Here is a 23,137-nt window from a genome sequence, read left to right on the forward strand (position 1 = left end):
CCGACCGTCCCGCGCACCACAGCCCCGCGCACGACACACGCCATCACCGTCGAAGGAGACACACCGTGACCCTGCTCGCCGACGACCACACCTCGGCCGTCTTCACCGGAACGTGGACCCCGGCCAAGGGCGGCGACGCGCCCGTGGTCTCGCCGTCCACCGGAACCGTCCTGGGCCGCATCGGCATCGCCGGCGGAGAGGACGTGCGCGACGCCGCGGCCCGCGCCGCGCGGGCCCAGCGCGACTGGGCCGCGGCCTCCTTCGAGGAGCGCGCCGCCGTGCTGCGCCGCGCCGGGGACCTGCTGGAGGCCAACGCCGAGGAGATCTCGGGCTGGCTGCGCCGCGAGGGCGGGGCGGCGGCCGGGATGGCGGGCTTCCAGGTCCACGTCTCGGCCGCGGAGTGCTTCGAGGCCGCCGCACTGGCCTCCCAGCCGCACGGCGAGATCCTGCGCACCGCCAAGCCGCGGCTGAGCTTCGCCCGCCAGGTCCCCGTCGGCGTCGTGGGCGTCATCGCGCCCTTCAACGTGCCCCTCATCCTGGGCATCCGCTCGGTCGCACCGGCCCTGGCCGTCGGCAACGCCGTCATCCTCAAGCCGGACCCGCGCACGGCCGTGTGCGGCGGCGCGGTCCTGGCCGAGGTCTTCCGCCGGGCCGGGGTGCCCGAGGGCGTGTTCCAGGTCCTGCCCGGCGGGGTCGAGGCGGGCCAGGCCCTGATCGCCGACCCGCACGTGCGGGTCATCTCCTTCACCGGCTCCACCGAGGCCGGGCGCAAGGTCGGCGAGGCCGCCGGGCGCCACCTCAAGCGCGCGCACCTGGAGCTGGGCGGCAACTCCCCGCTGGTGGTCCTGGACGACGTCGACGTGGACGCCGCCGCCTCGATCGGCGCCTGGGGATCGTTCCTGCACCAGGGCCAGATCTGCATGACCACCGGGCGGCACCTGGTGCACGAGGCGGTCGCCGACGCCTACGTCGAACGCCTGGCGGCCAAGGCCGACGCCCTGACCGTGGGCAGCACCGAGGAGGACGGCACCGCGCTGGGGCCGGTCATCGACGCCGGCCAGCGCGACAAGATCCACTCCCTGGTCACCGGCAGCGTCGACGCGGGCGCCCAGCTGCGCGCGGGCGGCACCTACCAGGACCTGTTCTACCGGCCCACCGTGCTGGACCGGGTGGGGGCCGCCACGCCCGCCTACGCCCAGGAGGTGTTCGGTCCGGTGGCCCCGGTGGTGCGCTTCTCCTCGATCGACGAGCTCGTGGAGCTGGCCACCACCACCGAGTACGGGCTGAGCCTGGGCGTGCTCACGCACAACCCGATGCGCGGGATGGAGATCGCCGACCGGGTGCCCAGCGGGATCGTGCACATCAACGACCAGACCGTGGACGACGAGGCGGTGGCGCCCTTCGGGGGCGTGGGCGACTCGGGCACGGGGTCCCGCTTCGGGGGCACGCGCGCCAACCTGGAGGCGTTCACCGAGACCCAGTGGGTCACCATGCAGGCCGACCCGGCCCGCTACCCGTTCTAGGACGCCGGGGCCGGGGCGCGTGTGGGGACGCCCCGGCCCCGCCCGGCGCCTGTCACGGGCCCGGCTGGCCACGCTGGTGCACGTCCTCGGCCGACCGGTCCAGGTCTTCCAGCCCGTGGTGGCGGACCAGCCTCTCCAACCGGAGCGCGCCGCGCCCGTGCAGGGGCACCGACTGCGGCACCAGGGTCGGACCGTGAAGCCTGTGACCCGATTCACTTGAGGGTTCATTTGTTTGCCGGGAAGTCATGCGAATAGTGTGGCCACAGTGCTGCTGGGAGTCACCGGCCCGGCCGCGCCCCCGCCCGGCACCGAACCGACAGGATCCCGTTCGGTGCGCCTCCGAACCAAGGAGCACCCCATGTCACGCCTCGCCCTGATCGCCCTGGCCGCCGCCGCGACCCTCGGCCTGGCCGCCTGCTCCTCCGATGACCAGGCCGCGGAGCCCGCGTCGGAGGAGACCGCGGCAGAGGAGTCCGCGACCGAGGACACGGCGGGCGCCGAGGACGGCACGGAGGAGTCCGGCGACACGGCGGGCGAAGCCGTGGAGGCCATCACCGTCACGGCCTCGGAGATGGCCTACGACGGCATCCCCGAGACCCTCCCCGCCGGGACCGTCGAGATCACCTTCGACAACGCCGGTGAGGCCCCGCACGACCTCGTCGTCGAGGAGCTGGGCGACGAGCAGGTCATCCCCCTCATCGACGGCGGGGAGAGCACCACCGGCACCGTCACGCTGGAGCCGGGCACCTACACCTTCTACTGCTCCGTGGGCAGCCACCGCTCGATGGGCATGGAGCAGACCGTCACCGTCGAGTAGGCGGGACACCGGGGCCGTTCCCCGTACCGGCCCGAGTTCCGCTCCGGTCCGGCTCCCTGCTCTCCTCCGGTCCGGTGCGGTTCCACTCCGGCCCGGCCGGGCCCTGCCCCCTCCGGTCCCCGTCCCCGCCCCGGCCGAACCCCGGGGCGGGGCGGTCCGCTCAACCGGTCAGGTCGGGGATGATGCGCGGACCCACCCGGCACACGTAGTCGCGGAACAGCGCCACCGCGGGCGGCTCGAACCCCCTGTCCCCTCGCCCGCCCCCGGCGGCGGCCCCCGGCGCGGGACCGCCGGCCGACCGGTCCGCGCCCTCCGCGGCCCGGGGCCCACCGCCGCGTGCCGCCCGCGGCCAAACCACCCCCACCGGCCGGTCGGCGCCCTCCTCCGCCAGGCCCAGCTCCACGGTGCCCGGCAGCGGCCCGTGCGGCCGGGCGGGCAGCACCGACACCCCCAGGCCCGCCGCCACCAGCCCCCGCGCCGTGGCGATGTCGTCGGCCTCGAACGCCACCCGCGGCGTCACACCCGCTCCGCCCAGCAGCCGGTCGGTCAGATGGCGCACCCCCCGCCCGGGCTTGAGCAGGACGAACTCCTCGGCCGCCGCGGTCGCCGCCGAGACCGGCCCCGCCGAGGCCGCCAGCCGGTGGTGCTCGGGCACCACCAGGCGGAGCCACTGCGTGTGCAGCACCGCCGACGCCAGGCCCGGGTCCGCGGGCAGCGGCGAGGTCAGGGCCAGGTCCGCCCCGCCCGAGGCCAGCCGCCGCAGCGACTCCGCCCAGGGCTCCTGGGTCAGGGTGAAGCGCACCCCCGGATGCTCGGCGCGAAAGCCCCGCAGCAGCGCGGGGACCACCTCGACGCCGAGCGTGGGCAGGAAGGTCAGCGCCACCCGGCCCTCCTCCGCGCCGGTGAGGTCGGCCAGTCCCTCGCGCAGGTCCGCCAGGGCGCGCTCCACGTAGGGCAGCAGCCGCTGCCCGGCCCGCGTCAGCCGCACGCCCCGCCCCGTGCGCTCCACCAGCGCGATCCCCATCTCCTCCTGCACCCGCGCCAGCGCGCGGCTGAGCGTGGGCTGGGGCACGCCCAGCGACTCGGCCGCCTGGGTGACGTGCTCGGTGCGGGCCACCGCCGCGACCATCCGCAGCCGGGGCACCAGGACCTGGGCCAGTGCATCCACCTCATCCATGCATTCCAGTATGCATCAGCGGCAAACCATGCATTGGACGTATGAAACGGGTCTGTCTAGCGTGGACGCATGACCGTGACCAGCCCGACCGCCACCGATCCGCGCCCCCGCGCGGGCAGCCGCGCCTACCGCCGCACGGTCGTCGCCCTGGTCGCCGCCGCCGTGGCCACCTTCGCCCAACTCTGGTCGGTCCAGCCGATCCTGCCCGCCATCGCCGAGGGCTTCGACACCTCCGCGAGCCAGGCCGCGCTCACCGTCTCCGTCGCCACCGGCGGGCTGGCCGGGTTCACCCTCATCTGGAGCGGGGCCGCCGACCGCTTCGGCCGCGCCCGCGTCATCACGGCCTCACTGCTGCTGGCCACCCTGCTGGGGTGCGCGGCGCCCCTGGCCGGGGACCTCCCGCTGCTGCTGGCCCTGCGCGCCCTGCAGGGCGCCGCCCTGGGCGGGGTCCCCGCCGCGGCCGTGGCCTACCTCGCGGAGGAGATCCACCCCGCCGACGCGCCCCGCGCCACCGGGCTCTACATCGCGGGCAACCCGCTGGGCGGCATGGGGGGACGGCTGCTGGCCGGGTTCGCCGCCGACCACGGCGGATGGGCGTGGGGGATCGCCGCCAACACCCTGCTGGGCCTTCTCGCCCTGGCCGTGTTCGTCCTGGTCCTGCCCCGGAGGCGGGTGCCCCGTCCCGCGGCGGCGCCGTCGGGCCGCGCCGCGGGCCCGTCCCTGGCGGCGCGCCTGCGCTCGGCTCTGACCACCCGCGGGCTGCCCGCCCTCTACGCCCAGGCCCTGCTGCTCATGGGCGCGTTCATGACCGTGTACAACCTGCTGGGCTTCCGGCTCACGGACGAACCCTTCGGGCTGTCCCAGGCCGCCGCGTCCCTGCTCTTCCTGTCCTACACCGCCGGGATGCTCGGCTCGGCCGTCGCCGGATCCGCCACCGCCCGCTTCGGCGGCTACACCGTCCTGACGGTGTCCACGGCGCTCATGGCGGCGGGTCTGGCGGGCCTGTTCGCCGCCGTGCTGTTCGGTCTGCTGGCGGCCCTGCTGGTGCTGACCTTCAGCTTCTTCAGCGCCCACGCCACCGCCTCGGCCTGGGTGGGCGCCCGGGCGTCGGCCGGGCGCGCCCAGGCCATGGCGGTGTACACGCTGGCCTACTACCTCGGCTCCAGCCTCTTCGGCTGGCTGGGCGGCCTGGTCTACGACACGGCGGGCTGGAACGGCGCGGTGCTCTTCGCGCTGGGCCTGTGCGCGGCGGCCGCCCTGGTGGCGCTGCGCCTGCGCCGCCTGCCCGCGGCCCCGGCCGACCGGGACTGACCACCGGGCCGCCGCACCCCGTCGGAGGGGCCGCCGGGTGTGCGGGTCCCTCAGACCCTGGACACGCGGTGCCCCGGGTCGTCGCCGCCCACCTCCGGGACCGGGTCCACGCCCGCCGCCGCGTCCGACGCCGGCGCCTGGTGCAGGGCCAGCGCCGTGCGCAGGTACTGCAGCCCCCGCGAGTCGGCCGGGTCCTGGCCGGTCAGCACTCGCACCCGGCCCAGGCGGTAGTCGATCGTGCTGCGGTGGATGAACAGCGCCCTGGCCGCCCGGCTGCGGTTGCCCCCGGCGTCGATCACGGCCTCCAGCGTCGGCCTGAGCACCGCGTCGGCCACCACCGGCGCGATCCGGGCCACCATCGCCGCACGCACCCGCGGCGACCCGGCGCACGCGTACTCCATCATCACGTCGCGCAGCCGGTACACCCCCGGGGCCAGACGCAGCCCCCGCGACAGCCGCACGACGTCCCCGGCCTCGTGCGCCGCCCGCGTCCCCTCGCCCCCGGGCGACCAGGCCAGCCCGATCCACACCGGCCGGTCGCGCAACGCGGTGCGCACGGACGCCGCCGTGTGCGCGGCCCGCCGCTCGTCACGGCAGGGCAGGACCACGCGGCCCCCGCCGGAGGACAGCGCCGTGCGGGCACGGTCCCCGGTCAGGACGCGAATGGCCTCGTCGGCGACCGCGTCCCAGCGCGGCGACGGTCTCCCGAGCAGGAGTGCGAGGTGGGCATGGGGTGCGACGGGGGATCGGTGCGTGTCCTCGGGCGTCATAGGGCGATCGAACAGCACCGAGGTCATGCCGAACTCAGCCCTACCTCAACGTAACCTCAGCGCGCCACGCCGTCACCCCCGCCCGACGAGGGCAGTCGGACCCGGAACCAGGCCCCCTCCTCGTGCGGGACCGCGCCGATCGTGCCGCCGTGCGCCGCCACCGCCTCGGCCGCGATGGACAGCCCCAGTCCCAGCCCCTCCCCGTCGTGCCCCGCGCCGTGCACCCGCCGCTCGAAGACGCGCTCGCCCAGGCCGGGCGGGATCCCCGGGCCGTCGTCGACCACGTCCACGATGCTGTGGCCGCCCTCCCGCGACAGGCGCAGGACGCCCTCGGTGCCCGGTGGCGTGTGCGCCCGCACGTTGGCCAACAGGTTGGCGACGACCTGGTGCAGGCGCTCGGGATCGCCGAGCACGATGTGCTCGTCCGGGCTCACCTCCACCCGCAGGCGGCGGTCGGGGTCCACGACCCGGGCACTGCCCACCGCGGCCAGGCACACCTCCACCAGACACACCTCGCGCCGCTCCAGCGGGCGCGTCCGCTCCTGGCGCGCCAGCAGGGAGATCTCCTCCACCAACACAGCCATCCGCCGGGTCTCGGCCTCCATGTGGTGCAGCGCCTCGTCCCGGTCGGCCTCGCGTTCGAGCCCGCCCAGGCGCCACAGCTGCAGGTACCCCGTCAGGGCGGTCAGCGGTGTGCGCAGCTCGTGTCCGACGTCGCCGAGGAAGCGACGCAGCCGCTCCTCCGCGTAGCGCTGGCGCTCGAACCCCCGCTCCAGGCGCTCCAGCATCGTGTTGAACGACCGTCCCAGGCGGGCGATCTCGTGCGGCGCTCCCTCCAGCGCCACGCGTTCGCGCAGGCCCTCCGCGGCGATGGCCTCCACGGTCCTGGTCAGGGTCGACAGCGGGCGCAGCAGCCGGCGCTCGGCCCGCTCGGTGACCGTGGCCGCGACCGCCACGACCAGGTGGGTGGTCAACAGGGCCAGGACGCCCCAGGCGGTGGTCCGCTCCTCCCACGGCGGCGCCCACGCGGCGACGAGGTAGCCGCCTTCGGGCAGCGCCGCCACCGCTACGCGGTGCACCCCGTCACCGACCGCGGCCACCCGTCCCTCGCGCGCCAGCTCGCGCAACAGGTCCGGATCGAAGTCGGCGACGGGGTCCGCGGCGCCCACACCGTGCAGGACGGTCCCCGCCTCGTCGACCACGAGCGTGTGCGAGTCCTCGGCCGCCCCGATCCGCGCGCCCTCGTCCAGGGGCCGGTCCAGCGCGGCGTCGGCGGCGTGCAGCTCCAGCTGCTCGACCACCAGCCGCTCGGTACGCGCGGCGAGGAAGAGGTAGAGCCCGGTGAAGGCCGCGGCGGCGACCAGGGACAGCACCACCGGGGCGACCGTGAGCACCAGGCCGGGGCCGGAGCGGCGGGTGCCTCCGGGCCGGGGACGCAGGGGGAGGGGCGACATCAGGCCCTCAGGAGGTAGCCGACACCGCGCACGGTGCGGATGAGCGAGCGGCCGTCGTCGCCGAGCTTGCGCCGCAGGTAGTAGACGTAGGTCTCCACCAGGCCCCCGTCACCCTCGAAGTCGCGCCCCCACACCCGGAGGAGGAGGTCCTCCTTGGACACCGTGCGGCCCGCGTTGCGCATCAGGTGCCCCAATACGCGGCATTCGGTGCCCGACAGGCGTACGGCGCCCCCGGGCCCGTGGACCTCGTGGGCGTCCTCGTCCAGTTCCAGCCCCGCGGCCCGCAGCGCCGGTTCGGGCTCGGCCCAGCCGGTGCGCCGCAGCAGCGCCCGGATCCGGGCCACGACCTCCCTGAGGTCGAAGGGCTTGGTGACGTAGTCGTCCCCCAGCTCCAGGCCCCGGACCTTGTCCTCGCTGGTGTCCCTGGCGGTCAGGAAGAGCACCGGGGCGTCCACGCCCGCGCCGCGCAGCCTGCGGCACAGGACGAAGCCGTCGGTGTCGGGCAGCATGACGTCCAGGAGGATGACGTCGGGTCCGGTCTCGCGGGTGCGTTCCAGGCACTCGGCGGCGGTCCGGGCCGTCACCACCTCGAAGCCGACGAACTCCAGGGTGACGGTGAGCATGGACAGGATGCCGGGGCTGTCGTCGACGACCAGAACGCGGGCGGTCTCTCGCGGGGAAGTCACTTGAGTATTCAACCTTAGTCCGGGAGCGCGCCCGGACACCCCCGCGCGGCCCCCGCCCGGGCTCAGCTCTGCGGCAGACTCGTCAGGTCCAGCCAGAGGTAGAAGAGGTCGTCGGAGGGCACGCGCACGTTCCGCCAGCGGCCGTTCTGCCCGCTGGTGCAGTCCCGGGAGCCGTAGGTCGTGACGGTGAGGGCGGTGCCGTCGGTCCAGGCGGGATTGGACCGCTGCGCGCCGTCGACGTCGCTGACGCTCTGGAACCCGTCCGCCTGGTTGGTGTGGGCGATCAGACCGCTGTTCACACTCGCCCAGTCGGCTCCGTCGTTGTGGCCCGTGTACATGTAGCAGGTGTCGATCGACTGCTCGTACAGGGTCCGGTACCCCTCGCCGATGATGTCGTAGGCGGTCCACCCGCGTCCGCTGATGAAGACGGACTGGGCGTTGCCGGGGGTCTTCACCCGCAGGAAGTGCGAGCCGTCCCGTGCCTGGGCGGGAGACGCCGCGGCCACGGCCACGGCCGATGTCATCGCCAGCGCGGCCAGGGCCGCCGCTACGCGGGTCCGCCAGGTGGCGCGGTGGGGGGTCCTCGGCGTCATCGCTGTGTCTCCTTCGGTGGGGGGCACCCGTGGTCGGTGTCGGCCACCGTAGTGACGCGCCCAGCGGATCGGTACCACAACCGCACAGAATCCGACATCTTCGGATGGTCAGGGGCGCGACCACGCGCGAATACTCGTCGTGGGCACGACATCACGAAGTGTCCAGCAGTGACTCCTGCGTTCCCCCGACAGAAAAGGAGTGAGCGTGCTGCTGAAGAGAACACTGACAGCCGCGGTGGTGTGCATGATGGCGGTCACGACCGGCCTGGCCGCCGCCTCGCCCGCCCACGCCGACTTCCGGGACCTCGGCATCGAGGACCTCAGGAACCCGGCCGACGGCGACCACCGCGAGGGCTGGAGCACCGACAGGGTGCTGGCCGAGTTCTGCGGCGACGGCAGCAGGGACACCCGCGACTTCTACCTCAACGTGCAGACCGGCGAGGTGCGCGACAGCAGCGCAGGCGGGCGCGCTCCGGTGCACAACGTGCGCAACGGCGAGCGCGCGCTGAACCCGCCGTGGGAGCACGTGCGCGGCCGCTGCCGCTACGACCGCACGGACCTGCGCTCGCAGTGGACGGGCCACTGGTGGAAGCGGGTCTCCGAGCCCGTGACCAACTGCACCGGAACCCAACAGGGCAGCCGGGGCATCAGGCTCGACTACACCAAGACCGCGACCTTCACCGAGAGCATCTCGGTCGCCGTGGGCGCCGAGACCGGCTTCTCCGGGGCCTTCACCGCGAGCGTCACCGTCGAGATGGGCGCCGAGTGGTCCGACACCGAGACCCGCACCCACTCCGACTGGTTCAACATCGATCCCGCCGGCGGCAGGACCGCCTGGTGGGAGGCCCAGTACCAGACCGTCACGGTGCGGCAGAACCCGAGCTTCGACGTCGAGCACTACTCGTGGGCCTGGCAGGCCAACGACTACGGCAACCAGGTCTGGACCGACACCTGGCGCGGCCGTCCCAACCAGTACGAGGTCTTCTCCTACGGGTTCTACGTCGACGGGACCGCCAACGTCCTGGTCGGCGACCCGGGCCGGCCCAGGATCCTGCGGAGCAGGATCGACGACCGCGCCAACACCTGGGAGGACTGCAACTAGGTCGTGTTGTGCGCGGCATCGCGGGCTCGCGGCCGTCAGGCCGCCTCTCGCTGCGCGAGTGCCCCCGCGACACGGCTCAGGACGAGCGACCGCACCCGGGCCGCGACCAGGAGGGAGCCGCCGCGAGCGGACGGGACGGGCCCGCCCGGGGCACGGCACCGCCGTGCCGCGGGCGGGCCCGTGCGCGCCCCCGCCCCGAGACACGCGCGGTGCGGCATCATCGACGGGACGGACGGGCGCCTGTAGTTTAATTTTGAACTACTTCCCGGTGCCAGTCCGGGCGAGAGCTCGACGGAAGGTGACGACATGGACGTGCGGCCCTCGGGGATCCACCACGTGACCGCGATCGCCGGCGACCCCCAGGCCAACGCGGACTTCTACCTCAACGCCCTGGGCATGCGCATGGTCAAGCGCACGGTCAACTTCGACGCCCCGGAGACCTACCACTTCTACTACGGCGACCGCGCGGGCCACCCCGGCACCATCATGACCTTCTTCCCCTGGCCCGACGCGCCACAGGGGCGGCGCGGCGCCGGCCAGGCCACCACCACGACCCTCTCCGTTCCCGAGGGCTCCCTGGGCTGGTGGGCCGAGCACCTGGCCGCCCTGGAGGTGCCCACCACACGGCCCGCCGAGCGCGGATCGGAGGACGTGCTCAGCCTGCGCGACCCCGACGGCCTGGTCATCGAACTCGCCGCCAGCGCCGACTACCACGACACCGACCCCTGGGACGGCGCCGGCGTCCCCGCCGAGCACGCCGTCCGCGGCATCCGCGCGGTCACCCTCACCGAGAACGACGTCGAGGGCACCGCCGAGATGCTCGGCGGGCAGCTGGGCTTCCACCTGGCCGAGGAGGTCGGCGACCGCCTGCGCTTTCGTACCGGCGACGCCGGAGCCGGGGTGGGCACCATCGTCGACGTGCTGGCCCGGCCCCGCGCCGAGCGCGGCCTGGTGGCCGCCGGAACGGTGCACCACGTCGCCTACCGCGCCCCGGACGGGCCCGTCCAGCGGGCCTGGCGCGAGCGGCTGGTGGACGACGGCGTGGGCGTGACCGAGATCCGCGACCGCTGCTACTTCACCTCGATCTACTTCCGTGAGCCCGGCGGGGTCCTGCTGGAGATCGCCACCGACGGGCCCGGCTTCGACTACGACGAGCCTCTGCTGGACCTGGGCCGCTCCCTCAAGCTCCCGCCGTGGATGGAGCCCGACCGCGACCAGATCGCCGCCCGCCTGCCCGAGGTCCGGGTCGCGCAGTGACCACCACCGACGACTTCGTCCATGTGTTCGAGCCCGCGGCCGAGCCCGGAGCGCCCACCGTGCTGCTGCTCCACGGCACCGGCGCCGACGAGCACGACCTGCTGCCCCTGGGCCGCGCCCTGGCGCCCGGCGCCGCCCTGCTCTCGCCGCGCGGCAAGGTCGACGAACACGGCGCCCACCGCTGGTTCCGCCGCCTGCGCGAGGGCGTCTTCGACGTCGACGACCTCATCGCCCGGGCGGCCGAGCTGGCGGCCTTCGTCACCGCCGCGGCCCGTGCCTACGACCTGGACCCGGGGCGGATCGTGGCGAGCGGGTTCTCCAACGGAGCCAACACGGCCGCGGCCCTGCTGCTGCTCCACCCGGACCTGCTGGCCGGTGCCGCGCTCTTCGCCGCCGGAGCGCCCCTGCAGGGCCGCGAGCCCGAGCCGGTGGACCTGTCCGGCACACGCGTCTTCCTGGGCGCGGGACGGACCGACCCCATCACCACCGTCGACCAGGCGCGCCTGCTGGCCGCCCAACTGGGGGAGCGGGGCGCCCAGGTGACGGCTCGCGAACACCCCGGTGGACACGGGATCCCGCCGCAGGTGCTGGCCGACGCCCGCCGGTGGTGGTCCGCCGGGGAGTTCTGACCGCCAACCCGGGTGTCGCGGCGGTGTCCGCTCTCTGGTTACGTGGACGTGCACTGACCTGTGGCGATCCAGCGTAGAACGGAGACCTGTCCCCCATGGCGGCACCACACGAGAGCGGCGAGCGCGAAGAGCGCGGACAGAGGGATGGCGCGACCGGATTCGGCGAGCGCGTCGAACGCTGGGAACGGCGCGTGGAGATCCCGATGCTGTTCCTGGCCGGAGCGTTCCTGGTGGCCTACGCCTGGCCCGTCATCGACCCCGGCCTGGAGGGCGACCTGCGCTCCTCCCTGCGCGTCCTGTCGTGGACGGTGTGGGTGGCGTTCGCGGTCGACTTCTGGATCCGGCTCACCCTGGCCGAGAACCGCGTGCGGTACGCGCTCCGCAACTGGTACGACGTGCTGCTGATCCTGGTCCCCATGTTCCGCACGCTGCGCTTGCTGCGGCTGCTCGCCCTCCTGCGCATGCTCAACCGCGCCATGGCGGGAACGCTGAGCGGCAGGGCCTCGGTCTACGTGGCGGGCGCGGCGGCGCTGACGACCTTCCTGGGCGCGATCGCCGTGCTGGACGTCGAACAGCACGCCCCCGGCGCGAACATCACCGAGTTCGGCGACGCCCTGTGGTGGTCGGTGGTCACGGTGACGACCGTGGGCTACGGCGACTTCTACCCGGTCACCCTCCAGGGCCGCCTGGTGGCGGTGGTGCTGATGATCATGGGGATCTCGCTCGTGGGCGTGCTCACGGCGGCGGTGGCGTCCTCGTTCGTCTCCAGCATCCAGCGCCAGGACGCCGAGGACGCGAAGAACGCCGAGGACGCGAAGAACGCCCAGGACGCGAAGAACGCCCAGGACGGCTGAGCCGCGGACACGGACGGTCGCGGACCAGGGTCCGGACCCCGCACGCCGACCGCGGCCTCCGCCGATGACGGCGCGCGGACGTCGGCGGTGCCGCCGACGCGGGCGGTCTCACCGCCCGCGGTCTCACGGCCACGGGGGACTCACAGGAGCACGATCTTCTGCAGCTCCCCGCTCCCGCCCTCCTGCACGAAGACGCTCGCTCCGTTCTGGACGGCCTCCTCCAACCAGGCGTTGACCTGGATGGCGCGGTTGATCGTGTCCGTCTTGTTCCGTGCTGTGAGCTTGACGGTCTCTTCGAGCTTCTCGTGGGACTTCTCGGTCAGGTTGACGGTCACCCGATGCACCTTGGTGACCGCGGCCTGGTCCTCGGTCTCCTGACGCGGTTGCGTGCCGGCCATGATCGCCACCTTCCTGACGTAGCGCCGATGCTGACATGCTGCCCGAAGTCGGCGCTGGTACGCGTTGAGAACAGCCAATGTGCATCAATCATACATACGTTGACTGTATCTGGCGACGCGCCACCGTAGATGCTTGCAATGGGTCACCTTCTGAACGCCAATGGTCATCGACTGACGGGGGCGGGGGTGGCATGCCGGAGGACGTTCAGGAGGACCGGCTCGTGGTTCTGAGCGAGGAGGACCTCAGCGACGAGGTGCCGACGCACGAGGCGGACGATCCGATCCGCGTCGAGCGCCCAGGGAGCGCCTGACCGATGGGATCCGACATGGACGACCTCAGCGGCGAAGTACCGCACGGGGCGACGGGGGCCGAGGTCGAGGTGGCGAGTTCCGAGGACCTGGAGGACGAGGTTCCGGCGGAGCCCGCGCCGCCGGCCTCCTCGCGACCCGGGGTCCCGGATCCGCCTCCTCACGTGATGCTGCGGCCGCCCGAGGTCCAGCAGTTCGGCCTCGGCCTTCCGGGAGGGTTCGGTGTCAGCTACCAGGCGCAGTCCGAGGCCGGCTCCTCCCACAACCTGACCACGGTCCTGGTGAACGTCCTGGCCCTGGCCGCGGGGAGCGGATACGCGGTGGCGGGACTCTTCTGGATCAGCTCCGTGGTCGGGTCGCCCCTGTGGGTCCCCGTCGGCGGACTGGCCGTGCTCGTCGCCGTGGGGACCGCCACGATCCTCTCCGTCAGGTGGTCGCGGGGGCGGAGGGGTCCGGAGGGGGAGGACCAGGCCACACGGGACTGAAGGGCCGCCGGCGTCTGCGCCGTCCGTGCCGGTTCCGCGGGTGAGCGCGGCACCGCCTCCCGCGGGGGAGCACGCCTGGCGGAGGGCGGGCCGCGGGTGCGCTCGACCGGCCGAGGGGCCTGTGCTCCTCGCGTCGGTCTCACGCCGAGCGCGTCGGAGCCGGAGGCTCCACGGGCGGCAGATGGGGGCGGTCCCGGATGCGCTTTCAAGATCTACGTCGTAAAGGTGGCTGAACGGCTGAATGTCCAGCGAGGCGCGGCTCACAGGGGCCCTCTCGCTAGAATCGCCACGACACACCCCGCGCACCGAAAAGAACCCATGATCCCCTCACGCCCCCAGGCCCACCCGTGACCCTCGACCCCGAGATCCTGGGCCTGCTCCTGCTCGCCGGCGTGGCCGCGGGCTGGGTCGACGCCGTCGTCGGCGGGGGAGGGCTGCTCCTCCTGCCCGCCCTCCTGGTCGCGGCGCCCACCACGCCCCTGGCCACCCTGCTGGGCACCAACAAGCTCGGCGCGGTCTTCGGCACCACCTCCGCCGCCATCGCCTACGCCCGCAAGGTGCCCCTGGACCGCGGCGTGGTCCTGCCCACCTCCGCGCTCGCGCTGGTCGGCTCGGGGCTGGGGGCGGTCCTGGCCACCGCCCTGACCGCCGACGTCCTCAAGCCCGTCATCATGGTCGTCCTGGCCGGTGTGGCCCTGCTGGTCTACTTCCGCCCCGCCATGGGCTCGGTCGCCGACCCCCGGCTGCGCACCCGCAACCGCCTCCTGGCCGCCATCGCCCTGGCCGGGCTCGGCGTCAGCTTCTACGACGGCCTGATCGGCCCCGGCACCGGCGTCTTCCTCATCATCGCGCTCACCGCCGTCCTGGGCATGGACTTCGTCACCGCCTCCGCCTCGGCCAAGATCGTCAACGTGTGCACCAACCTCGGCGCCCTGGTCGTGTTCGCGTTCGGCGGCCACATCGACTGGCTGCTGGGCCTGGGGCTGGCCGTGAGCACCATCGTCGGCGCCCAGATCGGCGCGCGCATGGCGCTCAGGCGCGGCTCCGGGTTCGTCCGCGCCGTCCTGCTCGTGGTCGTGCTGGCCCTCCTCGTGCGCATGGCCTGGGACGTCCTAGCCGGCCCCTGACCCGGTGAGCCGGGGCGTTGTCGGACACGTACACGGCGGTCGAACCCGACATCTCGTCCTCCCCGTCCGACTGAGGCCCGTGTCGGCGGGCCGGGCCTCAGTCAGACGAGTCGTGTGCGAGCTCACCCGGACGCGGACAGCGCCAGGAGCTGGAACACGGCGAGGGGAAACCAGCCGGTGCGCACCGGTTCGCGCACCGGCGGCTCCTGCGCGAACACCGGGTGTCGACTCAGCGCGGTCATCGCCTCATCGACCGGCGCGAAGCGGAAGTCGTAGACCATCAGTCGGCCCCCCGGGCGGATCACGCGGGCCAGCTCCGCGGCGGCCGCCTCCGGATCCGGCCAGTGGTGCATGCTCAGCGTCGACACCACGAGGTCGACGCTGTTGTCGGCCTGGGCGAGTGCCGCCACGTCGGCGACACGGAAGGCGGTGCGACCGGCCGATCCGCGCTCTGCGGACACCCGTTCGGCGAGCGCGATCATGTCCTCGGACGGGTCGACGCCCACGAGGGACAGATCGCTCCGCTTCGCGGCGACCTCGTGCAGTAGCCGCCCCGGACCGGTTCCCACGTCGAGCACCTGTCCTCGCGGGGGCGCCGCACACGCGACGTCGGAGGCCACCCGCCGGTACAGTCCCCGCAGCGTCCGTTGTGCCAGCCGGTCGTAGGACTCACTCCGTCGCCGGTCGAAGCCGTCGCCGCCGCGGTGGTGCACGGCGGCGTGCAGTCGGGCGTGGATGCGTTGTCTCATCGAGTCGTTCTCCTCGTCACTCAGCGGTTCACCCAGGCCAGCGCGTGCTGGGGGTACCGTTCTCCGGCGACACCGGTCGGCGGGACCGCCCGTGAGAGCCGGTCGATCTGGTCCGGGGTCAGCGAGATGTCGCGTGCGGCGGCGTTGTCGACGAGATGGGCGACGCTTCGGGTCCCGGGGATGGCGACGACGTCCTCCCCCTGGGCCAGGACCCAGGCCAGCGCGGCCTGCGCCGGTGTGCAGCCGATGTCGGCGGCCACCTGGCGGACCGCCTGGGCCAGTGCCAGGTTGCTCGGCAGGTTCTCTTCGGAGAAACGGGGCAGGGAGCGGCGCTGATCGCCTTCGTCGGACACGTACGAGCCGCTGAGCAGTCCCCGGCCGATCGGTGAGTAGGCAATGAGGGCCACCCCCAGTTCGCGGCACGTGTCCCACAGTTCGCCTTCCGCCACGTCCCTGGTGAAGAGCGAGTACTCCACCTGCACGGCCGTGATGGGGTGTACCGCGTGGGCGGCCCGCAGGGTCTCCGGGCTGACCTCCGACATACCGAGCCAGCGCACCTTGCCCGCCGCGACGAGACCGGCCATCGCCGAGACCGTCTCCTCCACGGGCACCCGGGGGTCGCGGCGGTGGACGTAGTACAGGTCCACGGTGTCGACCCCCAGCCGACGCAGCGAACCCTCGCAGGCCGCTACCACCCACTCCGGTGAGGTGTCGATCACCAGGGAACGGGAGCCGGGGGCACCGCGCAGCCCGAACTTCGTCGCGAGCACCACGTCGTCCCGACGGTGCCGCACCGCTTCTCCGACGAGTTCCTCGTTGTGTCCGTCGCCGTAGGCGTCGGCCGTGTCGAGGAGGTCCACCCCGATCTCCACGGCGTGCCGAAGAGCACGCAGGGCCTCGCGGCGGTCCGCCGGACCGTAGGCATGGCTCATCCCCATACATCCCAGCCCGATCGAGGAAACCTCCGGTCCTCCTCGGCCCAAGCGACGTCGACGGCGTGTCTCTTCCTGCATCGTTCTCCCTCTCGCTTGACAGTTCATTGGAATCCTGCAAGTTCATGTCAACATGAAGTCAAGTGAGTGCCTGTCCATCGGCGAGATGGCGGCGGCGTTCGGTATGGCCGCCCAGGTGCTGAGGCACTGGGAGGACGTGGGGCTCCGAGGACTTCACAACGAGGTGGGAGGTCAGCGGCCCTCGCGGAACGACCGACTCGAACCGGGCGTCTAGCGTCCGGTGGCGGCCCGCGCACGGATCCGAGTGCGGTCGGGGTCGGTGTTCGTCCGCGCGGGTCCGCTCGGTGTGGTCCTGGCGTTCCCAGGGTCCGCCCGTCACTGTGCGTCCACGCCGTCGGAGCCCTCCCGAGAACGACACGGCACTGGCCGCGGGGCCACTCCTGCTCCTCCGCCAGGTCCTTGGACCGCACCTGCGAGGCGCGCGCCTCGCGGTTACCGCGGGCTCAGACCGCGCGCAGGTGCAACAGCAGCGCCTGGGCGGGGTCCAGGTTGGGCAGCTGGATCCCCGAGCGCACGAGCACGGCGCCCGAGACCTCCACCTCACCGCGCTCGTACCACGGCGGCGCCGCCTGCTCGGTGGTGCGGGGCGGTCCCGCCTCCTCCCGTCGGCGCACCCGGTAGGTCCGGTCCTCGCGCAGGCCGGGCAGGCGGACCCGGCCCGGCAGGCCGCGGGCCGAGGCCGCCAGCCGGGCGTACCGGAAGACCGCCTCGCTCCCGTCGGGCGCCACCACCCCGTCCAGCTGTTCGGCGGGGTCGGGCGCGTCCGCGTGCACGAGGTCGCCCGAGTGCAGCAGCGGGCGCAGCTCCCGGTACAGCGCGATCCACCCCGCCAGGGTGTCGAGCTCCTCCGGCGCGCAGCCGGTGATGTCCCACTCGATGCCCGCGTGCGCGGTCAGACTGGTCAGGCAGCGCAGGGACAGGTCAGCGACGCGGCCCGTGGTGTGCGACCGGGGCCCGCCGACGTGGCCGCCCACGAGTTCGGGCGGGATCAGCAGTTCGGTCCAGCGCTGGATCGCCAGGCGCTCCAGGGGGTCGTTGGTGTCGGAGGCCCACACCCGGTCGGTGCGCTCCAGGATGCCCAGGTCGACCCGGCCGCCGCCGGAGGAGCACGACTCGATCTCCACCCCGGGGTGGCGGGCGCGCAGCCGGTCCAGCAGCGCGTACACCGCCCGGGTGTGGTGGTGGGTCCCCGCGCCGCCGGTGGGGGCGTGCACGGGTTCGAGCAGGTCGCGGTTGTGGTCCCACTTGACGTGGTCGGGGCGGTACTCGGCGAGCAGCGCGTCCAGGTGCTCGAACACGTAATCGAACGCCTCGGGCCGTGCCAGGTCGAGCAGGTGCTGGTGGCGGCTGGGCGGGGGCAGGCGGTCCGGGGCGGACAGGAACCAGTCCGGGTGGGCGCGCGCCAGGTCGGAGTCGGGGTTGACCATCTCCGGCTCCACCCACAGCCCCACCTCCAGGCCCAGGGAGCGGACGTGGTCGAACAGGGGGTGCAGGCCGTCGGGCCACACCTCGGTGTCCACGGTCCAGTCGCCGAGCCCGGCGGTGTCGTCGCGCCGGCCGCGGAACCAGCCGTCGTCCAGCACGAAGCGCTCCACCCCCAGGGCCGCCGCGGTGTCGGCGAGCCGGGTGAGCGTGTCCAGGTCGTGGTCGAAGTAGACGGCCTCCCAGGTGTTGAGCACCACCGGCCGGGGCGAGCTGGGGTGGGACGGACGCGAGCGCAGCCACCGGTGCACGCGCGCGGACATTCCGTCCAGGCCCTGGTCGGACCAGGAGAAGTACACCCACGGGGTGGTGTGGCTCTGTCCCTGGGCCAGGCGCACCTCGCCGGGGTGGGTGAGTTCTCCCCCGGCCAGCACGCCGTCGGCCTGTCCGGCGCCCTCGGGCAGGCGCTCGGCCAGGTGGACGTGGTCGCCGCTCCAGCCGGTGTGCACCCCCCACACCTCGCCGTGGCGGAATCCGAACCCGGGACCGCCGGCGGTGAGCACCAGCGGGGCGTCGTGCCCGGTGCGGCCGCGGCGCGAGGCCCGCAGCCGGGTGCCCATGGTGAGCTCCTGGCGCTGGGGCGCGCGCTCGCGGCACCAGCGCCCGGTCAGGTCCAGGACCTCCCCGGCCTCGCGGGGCAGGGGCATCGTCGCCAGGAGGGAGTCCAGGGTCCACACGGCGGGGTCGGTGTTGGTGACGGTGTGGCGGACACGGACCAGCCCGGAGGCCTCCATTCGCACCTCGCTGCGCAGGCCGAGCCCGGCGGCGTGCGCGGTGACGGTGAGGACGCCGCCCTGGTCGCCCTCTGCGTCGTTCGGGTCGTCCTGGCCGCCGAGGGGGTCCACGACGACCTCGTCCACGGTCCAGCGCGGGAAGGTGGCCCGCCCCTCGTGGTGGCCGGAGACCCCCGGGTGGCCGCGCCAGCCCTCGCCCTGGGTGGGAAGGAGCGAGACCGGCACCGGCGCGTCCAGGCCGTTGTTGGCGGCCGACGGCACGGCGACCGCGGCCAGGCCCGCGGTACCGGCCAGGTCGGCGCCCCAGTGCAGCACGTGGGGCAGTCCGCTCTCGGGTACGGCCAGGACCAGCGCGGTCCCCGCGGCCCTCAGTTCGACGGTGTCGTGCCTCATCCCTTGCTCGCTCCCAGGGTCAGTCCCGCCACGAAGTGGCGCTGCAGCAGGAAGAACACGATCAGCGTCGGCAGGGCGACGATGACCGACCCGGCCGACAGCAGGTTGTAGTCGACGAAGAAGGACACCTGCAGGTTCTGCAGCGCGGTGGTGATGGGCATCTTGTCACCGCTGGACAGCAGCGCCAGCGCCCAGAAGAAGTCGTTGTAGATCCAGGTCACCAGCAGGGTGGCCAGCGCCGCCAGGCTGGGGCGGCACAGGGGCAGCACGACCTTCCAGTACTGCTGGAACACGCTCGCCCCGTCCACCCTGGCCGCCTCCAGCAGGGAGGAGGGCATGGCCTTCATGAAGTTGCTCAGCACGAACGTGCAGAACCCGATCTGGAAGGCCACGTGGATCAGGACGATGCCCATGTGGCTGTCGTAGAGGGAACCGGACTCGCTGATCCAGTAGGGCAGCCGGATGGAGGTGTAGAGCCGGAAGAGCGGGACCAGCAGCGCCTGGGGCGGCAGCAGGTTCGCGGCCAGGAACACCGCGAGCATCACCAGGTTGAAGCGGCGCGAGTAGTTGCTCAGCACGAACGCCGCGCACGAGGACAGGAACAGCGTCAGCAGCACCGCGGGGACCGTGATCACCAGCGAGTTGAGGAAGTAGACCGGCATCCGGCCCTGGTCCCAGGCGTTGACGTAGTTGTCCAGGGTGAACCCGCCCAGGGACAGGTAGCCGTGCACGGTCGTGTAGTCGTAGTCGCGGAAGGAGTTGATCACCGCCCACAGCACGGGGAAGAACCAGGCCAGCGCGGTGATGACGAGGAAGGTGTGCAGGGCGGCCCGGGCGGGGCGGATCCGGCGGCGGCGCGCCGCGGGCAGGGTCGTGGCGGTCACCGTTGGGCCCCTCTCAGCACGGTGGACACGTAGATGGTGATGAAGACCAGGGAGATGGCGAGCATGACCACGGCCAGGGCGGAGCCGAAGCCCACCCGGCTGGCCTCGCCGATGACGTTGGAGGTCACCAGCGCGGAGATCAGCTCCAGCCCGTTGCGGCCCCGGTTGATGATCCACACGATGTCGAAGGCCCGCAGCCCGTCGATGACGGTCACCACGACCACCACCAGGTTGATGGGCAGCAGGGCGGGGAAGACCACGCTGGTGAACGTGCGCACCGGCCCGGCCCCGTCGATGGCCGCGGCCTCGCGCAGCGAGGGGTCGACGGCCTTCAGCCCGGCCAGGTACAGCAGCATGATGTAGCCGGTGTGCCGCCACCCCGCGGCGACCAGCACGGCGTACAGGTTGATGTCGGGGTCACCGAACCAGTCGACGGCCGGGGCGTTGGAGAACAGGGCGAGGAAGGCGTTGAGCAGGCCCTGGTCGCTGGAGTACACGAGCTGCCAGATGAACCCGATCAGGGCCAGCGACAGAACGACGGGCAGGTAGAAGACGCTCTGGTAGATCCGGCCCCCGCGCAGCTCGCGGTCGAGCAGGACGGCCAGGAACATGCCCAGCAGGGTGGGGACCGTGAACAGCGCCAGCAGCCAGACGAGGTTGTTGCGCAGGGCCGGTTCGAAGGGCGGGTAGATGGTGGCGGCGTCCACGTAGTTCTGGGTGCCGACCCACTCGATGGTGTCCAGCCCGCCGATGCCGTCCCAGCGGGTGAAGGACAGCACGACGGTGACCGCGGCGGGGATCCAGACCAGGCCCAGCACCAGCAGTGCGGGCACGCCCAGCATCAGGGCGAGGGAGATCCGGTCGGCGCGGTCGTGGCGCAGGGCGGTCCGGGGGCGCCGGGGCCGGGGTTCGGGCGGGGGCGGGGCCGCCGGTGGTGCGGCGGCGGTGCCGGGGGAGGCCATGCCTTGCTCCTCACTGGCCGAAGATGGACAGCTTCTGGCGTTGGATGGTGGCGGTCAGGTCGGCGATGTCGTCGGGCCGGCTCAGGAAGCGCTGGAGCGCGGGGATCATGACGATGGAGGCGAAGTCGGGGCGCGAGTCCCGGTCCATGTACTGGGTGAGCGCGCCGGCGTTGTCGACCATGTCCTTGACCTTGGCCTTGAGGGGGCTCAGGCCGCTGATGTCGGCGTCCACGCGCGCGGGCAGGGCCTGGGGGTCGACCGCGGTGTAGAGCTCCTCGGCCTCCAGCGTGCCGAAGTGCGCCAGCAGGGCGTGGGCGCCCTCGGGGTTGCGGGGCGCGGCGGAGGCCATGAACCCGTCGACGGGCGCCTCCATCGCGTCGGCGCCGATCTCGGGGTCGAACTCGGGGAAGGGGAAGCAGTCCAGGTCGTCCAGGTCCTCGCCCTCGGGGAAGACGTGGGTGAGGAACATGCCGCAGAGCATCATCCCGGCCTCGCGGCGCACCAGGGCGGTCTGCGCCTCGTTGATGCCCCGGCCCAGGGGGTCGGGCTGGTGGTGGGGGAGGAGTTCGGCCCAGGCGCCGAAGACGGAGCGGACCTCGGGGGAGTCCCAGGAGTGCGCGCCGTCGAGGAGTTCGAGGTGGTACTCGGGTCCGTTGATGCGCAGGTTGAGGTGGTCGAACATGCCCATGGCGGGCCAGCCCTCGCGCACACCGGAGGCGAGGGGCTCCAGGCCGTCGCGGCGCATGCGCTCGCACAGCTCGACGAACTCGGCGCGGGTGGCGGGGACCTCGTAGCCGTTCTCCTCGAACAGGCTCCTGCGGTGGAAGACCGCCCAGGGCGCGGTGGAGTCGGGGACCATGTACTGCCTGCCGTCGGGGGCGGTGCACAGGTCGCGCACCTGGTCGGTGAAGGCGCCCTCCAGGCCCTCCCACACGGCGGAGACGTCGCTGATCAGGCCGCGTTCGGCGAAGAAGCGGGTGCGGTACCCGGCGAACCAGCCGATGACGTCGTCGGGCGTGCCCTGCAGGTAGTTGTTGATGCTCTCCTGGAAGGAGGTGGCGTCGATCGTGTTGATCTCCACCCTGTGGTCGGAGCCGGCCTCGAAGAGGTCGACGCTGTCCCGCACGGCGGTGCGCTGGGCGTCGTTGGCGCGGTTGGAGACCAGCGTGACCGTGTTCGGATCCCGGGTGGAGCATCCGGCCAGGGCGGGCAGCGCGGCGAGGGTCCCGGCCCCGGCCAGTCCCCGCAGCAGGGTGCGGCGCCGCGGTCCGCGCGGCGCCGGAGGTCTGGGGTGCATCGTGGGCTCCTCCCAAGGGGTGTGAAGGCGGTCACACGTGGATCTTCCACACGTAGCACCCCGGTTGTCAACAGGTACGAACTTTTTCCAACAGGTATCCACGGTCGAATTGACACGGGCGCGGAACATGCCAGGCTGTTACCAACATCTTCAAACAAATCCAGAGACGGGAGACGGATTGCTGGCCGCCCAACGGCAGGAGCAGATCCTCGACCAGGTACGGCGGACCGGGGCCGTCCGCGTCGCCGACCTCGTCGAGCGTCTGGCGGTGTCGGACATGACCATCAGGCGCGACCTCGACGCGCTGGAGAGCCGCGGCGCCCTGCGCAAGGTGCACGGCGGCGCCGTCACCATCCAGGGGCCGCGCACCGAGGAACCCGGCTTCGAGGCCAAGTCGACCCGCCAGGCGCAGGAGAAGCGCGCCATCGCCCGGGCCGCGGCGGCCCTGGTCGAACCGCACAGCGCCGTGGCCCTGTCCGCGGGCACCACCACCGCGGCCGTGGCCGAACACCTGTGCGACGTCCCGGGGCTGACCGTGGTCACCAACTCCCTGCGCGTGGCCCAGGTCCTGCACAGCGCCCCCCGCTCCGACCGCACGGTGGCGCTCACCGGAGGATTCCGCACCCCCTCCGACGCCCTCGTGGGCCCCCTGGCCCTGACCTCCCTGCGCGGCCTCAACCTCGACGTCCTCATCCTGGGCGTGCACGGCATGCAGGTCAGGTCCGGCTTCACCACCCCCAACCTCATGGAGGCCGAGACCGACCGCGCCCTGGTCGAGGCCGCCGGCACGCTCGTGGTCGTCGCCGACCACACCAAGTGGGGCACTGTGGGCGTCAGCACCATCGCCCCGCTCGACCGCTGCGACGTGCTCGTCACCGACACCGGCCTGGACCCCGCCGCGCGCCGGGCCCTGGACGAGCACGTGGGCCGCGTCGTGACCGCTCCCGTCGGAGAGGACACCTGAGCGGACCCGCCCCCCGGCTCCGGAAGCCACCTCCGCCTCCGTCCGGCCCTTGACCCGAACGGACCGGAAGCCACCTCCGCCTCCGTCCGGCCCTTGACCCGAACGGAGCGGCCACCTCCGCCTCCGTCCGGCCCTTGCCCGAACGGAGCGGCCGCCGCCACGCCCGT

At 73.1% G+C, this 23,137-nt stretch carries 23 protein-coding genes; 11 read left to right on the forward strand and 12 right to left on the reverse strand.

Annotated features, from left to right (window positions below):
- The first annotated feature begins 65 nt into the window (after window positions 1-65).
- Window positions 66-1,523 carry an aldehyde dehydrogenase family protein gene (locus tag ADL05_RS28210; RefSeq protein WP_053620052.1) on the forward strand — a complete coding sequence of 486 codons (1,458 nt, stop codon included), beginning with the start codon at window positions 66-68 and terminating at the stop codon, window positions 1,521-1,523.
- 358 nt (window positions 1,524-1,881) lie between these two features.
- Window positions 1,882-2,340, forward strand: coding sequence for a cupredoxin domain-containing protein (locus tag ADL05_RS28215; RefSeq protein ID WP_053620053.1), 459 nt, complete (start codon window positions 1,882-1,884; stop codon window positions 2,338-2,340).
- Window positions 2,341-2,500: 160 nt separating this feature from the next.
- On the opposite strand, the gene ADL05_RS28220 is transcribed toward ADL05_RS28215, so the two are convergent.
- Window positions 2,501-3,517 carry a LysR family transcriptional regulator gene (locus ADL05_RS28220; protein ID WP_053620054.1) on the reverse strand — a complete coding sequence of 339 codons (1,017 nt, stop codon included), beginning with the start codon at window positions 3,515-3,517 and terminating at the stop codon, window positions 2,501-2,503.
- A 69-nt stretch (window positions 3,518-3,586) separates the two neighbouring features.
- Between ADL05_RS28220 and ADL05_RS28225 the strand changes: the two genes are divergently transcribed.
- Window positions 3,587-4,828: an MFS transporter gene (locus tag ADL05_RS28225; protein ID WP_053620055.1), complete on the forward strand. Its 1,242-nt coding sequence runs from the start codon at window positions 3,587-3,589 to the stop codon at window positions 4,826-4,828.
- Between the two features lie 50 nt (window positions 4,829-4,878).
- Here ADL05_RS28225 and ADL05_RS28230 read toward each other — a convergent pair whose 3' ends face one another.
- The 4 genes from ADL05_RS28230 to ADL05_RS28245 all read right to left on the reverse strand — a co-directional run bounded on the left by ADL05_RS28230 (window position 4,879) and on the right by ADL05_RS28245 (window position 8,331).
- A complete protein-coding gene (locus ADL05_RS28230; protein ID WP_197285964.1) occupies window positions 4,879-5,598 on the reverse strand; it encodes a CdaR family transcriptional regulator in 720 nt (239 codons plus the stop codon).
- A 56-nt stretch (window positions 5,599-5,654) separates the two neighbouring features.
- Entirely contained in the window at window positions 5,655-7,052 is a 1,398-nt protein-coding gene (locus ADL05_RS28235; protein ID WP_053620057.1) for a HAMP domain-containing sensor histidine kinase, read from the reverse strand.
- Window positions 7,052-7,738 (reverse strand): response regulator transcription factor, encoded by a 687-nt coding sequence (locus ADL05_RS28240; RefSeq protein ID WP_197285965.1) that lies wholly within the window; start codon window positions 7,736-7,738, stop codon window positions 7,052-7,054. The genes ADL05_RS28235 and ADL05_RS28240 overlap by 1 nt, the downstream gene beginning before the upstream one ends.
- Window positions 7,739-7,800: 62 nt before the next feature.
- Entirely contained in the window at window positions 7,801-8,331 is a 531-nt protein-coding gene (locus tag ADL05_RS28245) for a hypothetical protein (protein ID WP_053620059.1), read from the reverse strand.
- A 205-nt stretch (window positions 8,332-8,536) separates the two neighbouring features.
- On the opposite strand from ADL05_RS28245, the gene ADL05_RS28250 reads away from it, so the two are divergent.
- The 4 genes from ADL05_RS28250 (at window position 8,537) to ADL05_RS28265 (ending at window position 12,173) form a co-directional block, all read left to right on the forward strand.
- The gene (locus ADL05_RS28250) at window positions 8,537-9,433 is read left to right on the forward strand and encodes a hypothetical protein (RefSeq protein ID WP_053620060.1); all 897 of its coding nucleotides are present in this window, start codon (window positions 8,537-8,539) and stop codon (window positions 9,431-9,433) included.
- A gap of 306 nt (window positions 9,434-9,739) precedes the next feature.
- Window positions 9,740-10,690, forward strand: a complete 951-nt coding sequence (locus ADL05_RS28255) for a ring-cleaving dioxygenase (RefSeq protein ID WP_053620061.1) — start codon at window positions 9,740-9,742, stop codon at window positions 10,688-10,690.
- The gene (locus ADL05_RS28260) at window positions 10,687-11,319 is read left to right on the forward strand and encodes an alpha/beta hydrolase (RefSeq protein ID WP_053620062.1); all 633 of its coding nucleotides are present in this window, start codon (window positions 10,687-10,689) and stop codon (window positions 11,317-11,319) included. Before ADL05_RS28255 ends, ADL05_RS28260 begins: the two co-directional genes overlap by 4 nt.
- Window positions 11,320-11,414: 95 nt before the next feature.
- Complete coding sequence (locus ADL05_RS28265; protein WP_082376954.1) at window positions 11,415-12,173, forward strand: potassium channel family protein; 759 nt, start codon at window positions 11,415-11,417, stop codon at window positions 12,171-12,173.
- A 140-nt stretch (window positions 12,174-12,313) separates the two neighbouring features.
- Here the strand turns inward: ADL05_RS28265 and ADL05_RS28270 are convergent, their stop codons facing one another.
- The gene (locus ADL05_RS28270; RefSeq protein WP_156366089.1) at window positions 12,314-12,571 is read right to left on the reverse strand and encodes a hypothetical protein; all 258 of its coding nucleotides are present in this window, start codon (window positions 12,569-12,571) and stop codon (window positions 12,314-12,316) included.
- A gap of 314 nt (window positions 12,572-12,885) precedes the next feature.
- On the opposite strand from ADL05_RS28270, the gene ADL05_RS28275 reads away from it, so the two are divergent.
- Entirely contained in the window at window positions 12,886-13,365 is a 480-nt protein-coding gene (locus tag ADL05_RS28275; protein ID WP_053620064.1) for a hypothetical protein, read from the forward strand.
- Between the two features lie 347 nt (window positions 13,366-13,712).
- Entirely contained in the window at window positions 13,713-14,492 is a 780-nt protein-coding gene (locus tag ADL05_RS28280; RefSeq protein WP_053620065.1) for a TSUP family transporter, read from the forward strand.
- A gap of 122 nt (window positions 14,493-14,614) precedes the next feature.
- On the opposite strand, the gene ADL05_RS28285 is transcribed toward ADL05_RS28280, so the two are convergent.
- Window positions 14,615-15,241, reverse strand: a complete 627-nt coding sequence (locus tag ADL05_RS28285) for a class I SAM-dependent methyltransferase (RefSeq protein WP_053620066.1) — start codon at window positions 15,239-15,241, stop codon at window positions 14,615-14,617.
- Between the two features lie 20 nt (window positions 15,242-15,261).
- Window positions 15,262-16,281, reverse strand: coding sequence for an aldo/keto reductase (locus ADL05_RS28290; protein ID WP_369801006.1), 1,020 nt, complete (start codon window positions 16,279-16,281; stop codon window positions 15,262-15,264).
- A gap of 25 nt (window positions 16,282-16,306) precedes the next feature.
- Between ADL05_RS28290 and ADL05_RS30935 the strand changes: the two genes are divergently transcribed.
- Window positions 16,307-16,468 carry a MerR family transcriptional regulator gene (locus ADL05_RS30935; protein ID WP_156366090.1) on the forward strand — a complete coding sequence of 54 codons (162 nt, stop codon included), beginning with the start codon at window positions 16,307-16,309 and terminating at the stop codon, window positions 16,466-16,468.
- A 229-nt stretch (window positions 16,469-16,697) separates the two neighbouring features.
- On the opposite strand, the gene ADL05_RS28295 is transcribed toward ADL05_RS30935, so the two are convergent.
- From ADL05_RS28295 to ADL05_RS28310, 4 genes are read right to left on the reverse strand one after another with little or no spacing between them, the layout of a single operon-like run.
- The gene (locus tag ADL05_RS28295; RefSeq protein WP_053620068.1) at window positions 16,698-18,863 is read right to left on the reverse strand and encodes an alpha-galactosidase; all 2,166 of its coding nucleotides are present in this window, start codon (window positions 18,861-18,863) and stop codon (window positions 16,698-16,700) included.
- Window positions 18,860-19,747 (reverse strand): carbohydrate ABC transporter permease, encoded by an 888-nt coding sequence (locus ADL05_RS28300; RefSeq protein WP_053620069.1) that lies wholly within the window; start codon window positions 19,745-19,747, stop codon window positions 18,860-18,862. Before ADL05_RS28300 ends, ADL05_RS28295 begins: the two co-directional genes overlap by 4 nt.
- Window positions 19,744-20,709, reverse strand: coding sequence for a carbohydrate ABC transporter permease (locus ADL05_RS28305; RefSeq protein ID WP_197285967.1), 966 nt, complete (start codon window positions 20,707-20,709; stop codon window positions 19,744-19,746). The genes ADL05_RS28300 and ADL05_RS28305 overlap by 4 nt, the downstream gene beginning before the upstream one ends.
- Window positions 20,710-20,719: 10 nt before the next feature.
- Window positions 20,720-22,006, reverse strand: coding sequence for an ABC transporter substrate-binding protein (locus ADL05_RS28310; RefSeq protein ID WP_053620070.1), 1,287 nt, complete (start codon window positions 22,004-22,006; stop codon window positions 20,720-20,722).
- A 178-nt stretch (window positions 22,007-22,184) separates the two neighbouring features.
- Here ADL05_RS28310 and ADL05_RS28315 point away from each other — a divergent pair, with 178 nt between their 5' ends.
- Complete coding sequence (locus ADL05_RS28315; RefSeq protein WP_053620071.1) at window positions 22,185-22,970, forward strand: DeoR/GlpR family DNA-binding transcription regulator; 786 nt, start codon at window positions 22,185-22,187, stop codon at window positions 22,968-22,970.
- Window positions 22,971-23,137 lie beyond the last annotated feature (167 nt).

It is taken from the genome of Nocardiopsis sp. NRRL B-16309 (assembly GCF_001279585.1).
Taxonomy (GTDB): Bacteria; Actinomycetota; Actinomycetes; order Streptosporangiales; family Streptosporangiaceae; genus Nocardiopsis.

Bases quoted from the DNA above. Each gene is read 5' to 3' on its own strand.
- ADL05_RS28215 (WP_053620053.1), top strand. From the start codon at position 1,882: ATGTCACGCCTCGCCCTGATCGCCCTGGCCGCCGCCGCGACCCTCGGC.
- ADL05_RS28220 (WP_053620054.1), bottom strand. From the start codon at position 3,517: ATGGATGAGGTGGATGCACTGGCCCAGGTCCTGGTGCCCCGGCTGCGG.
- ADL05_RS28225 (WP_053620055.1), top strand. From the start codon at position 3,587: ATGACCGTGACCAGCCCGACCGCCACCGATCCGCGCCCCCGCGCGGGC.
- ADL05_RS28230 (WP_197285964.1), bottom strand. From the start codon at position 5,598: ATGACGCCCGAGGACACGCACCGATCCCCCGTCGCACCCCATGCCCAC.
- ADL05_RS28235 (WP_053620057.1), bottom strand. From the start codon at position 7,052: ATGTCGCCCCTCCCCCTGCGTCCCCGGCCCGGAGGCACCCGCCGCTCC.
- ADL05_RS28245 (WP_053620059.1), bottom strand. From the start codon at position 8,331: ATGACGCCGAGGACCCCCCACCGCGCCACCTGGCGGACCCGCGTAGCG.
- ADL05_RS28255 (WP_053620061.1), top strand. From the start codon at position 9,740: ATGGACGTGCGGCCCTCGGGGATCCACCACGTGACCGCGATCGCCGGC.
- ADL05_RS28265 (WP_082376954.1), top strand. From the start codon at position 11,415: ATGGCGGCACCACACGAGAGCGGCGAGCGCGAAGAGCGCGGACAGAGG.
- ADL05_RS28270 (WP_156366089.1), bottom strand. From the start codon at position 12,571: ATGGCCGGCACGCAACCGCGTCAGGAGACCGAGGACCAGGCCGCGGTC.
- ADL05_RS28275 (WP_053620064.1), top strand. From the start codon at position 12,886: ATGGGATCCGACATGGACGACCTCAGCGGCGAAGTACCGCACGGGGCG.
- ADL05_RS28285 (WP_053620066.1), bottom strand. From the start codon at position 15,241: ATGAGACAACGCATCCACGCCCGACTGCACGCCGCCGTGCACCACCGC.
- ADL05_RS28290 (WP_369801006.1), bottom strand. From the start codon at position 16,281: ATGAACTGTCAAGCGAGAGGGAGAACGATGCAGGAAGAGACACGCCGT.
- ADL05_RS30935 (WP_156366090.1), top strand. From the start codon at position 16,307: ATGAAGTCAAGTGAGTGCCTGTCCATCGGCGAGATGGCGGCGGCGTTC.
- ADL05_RS28295 (WP_053620068.1), bottom strand. From the start codon at position 18,863: ATGAGGCACGACACCGTCGAACTGAGGGCCGCGGGGACCGCGCTGGTC.
- ADL05_RS28305 (WP_197285967.1), bottom strand. From the start codon at position 20,709: ATGGCCTCCCCCGGCACCGCCGCCGCACCACCGGCGGCCCCGCCCCCG.
- ADL05_RS28310 (WP_053620070.1), bottom strand. From the start codon at position 22,006: ATGCACCCCAGACCTCCGGCGCCGCGCGGACCGCGGCGCCGCACCCTG.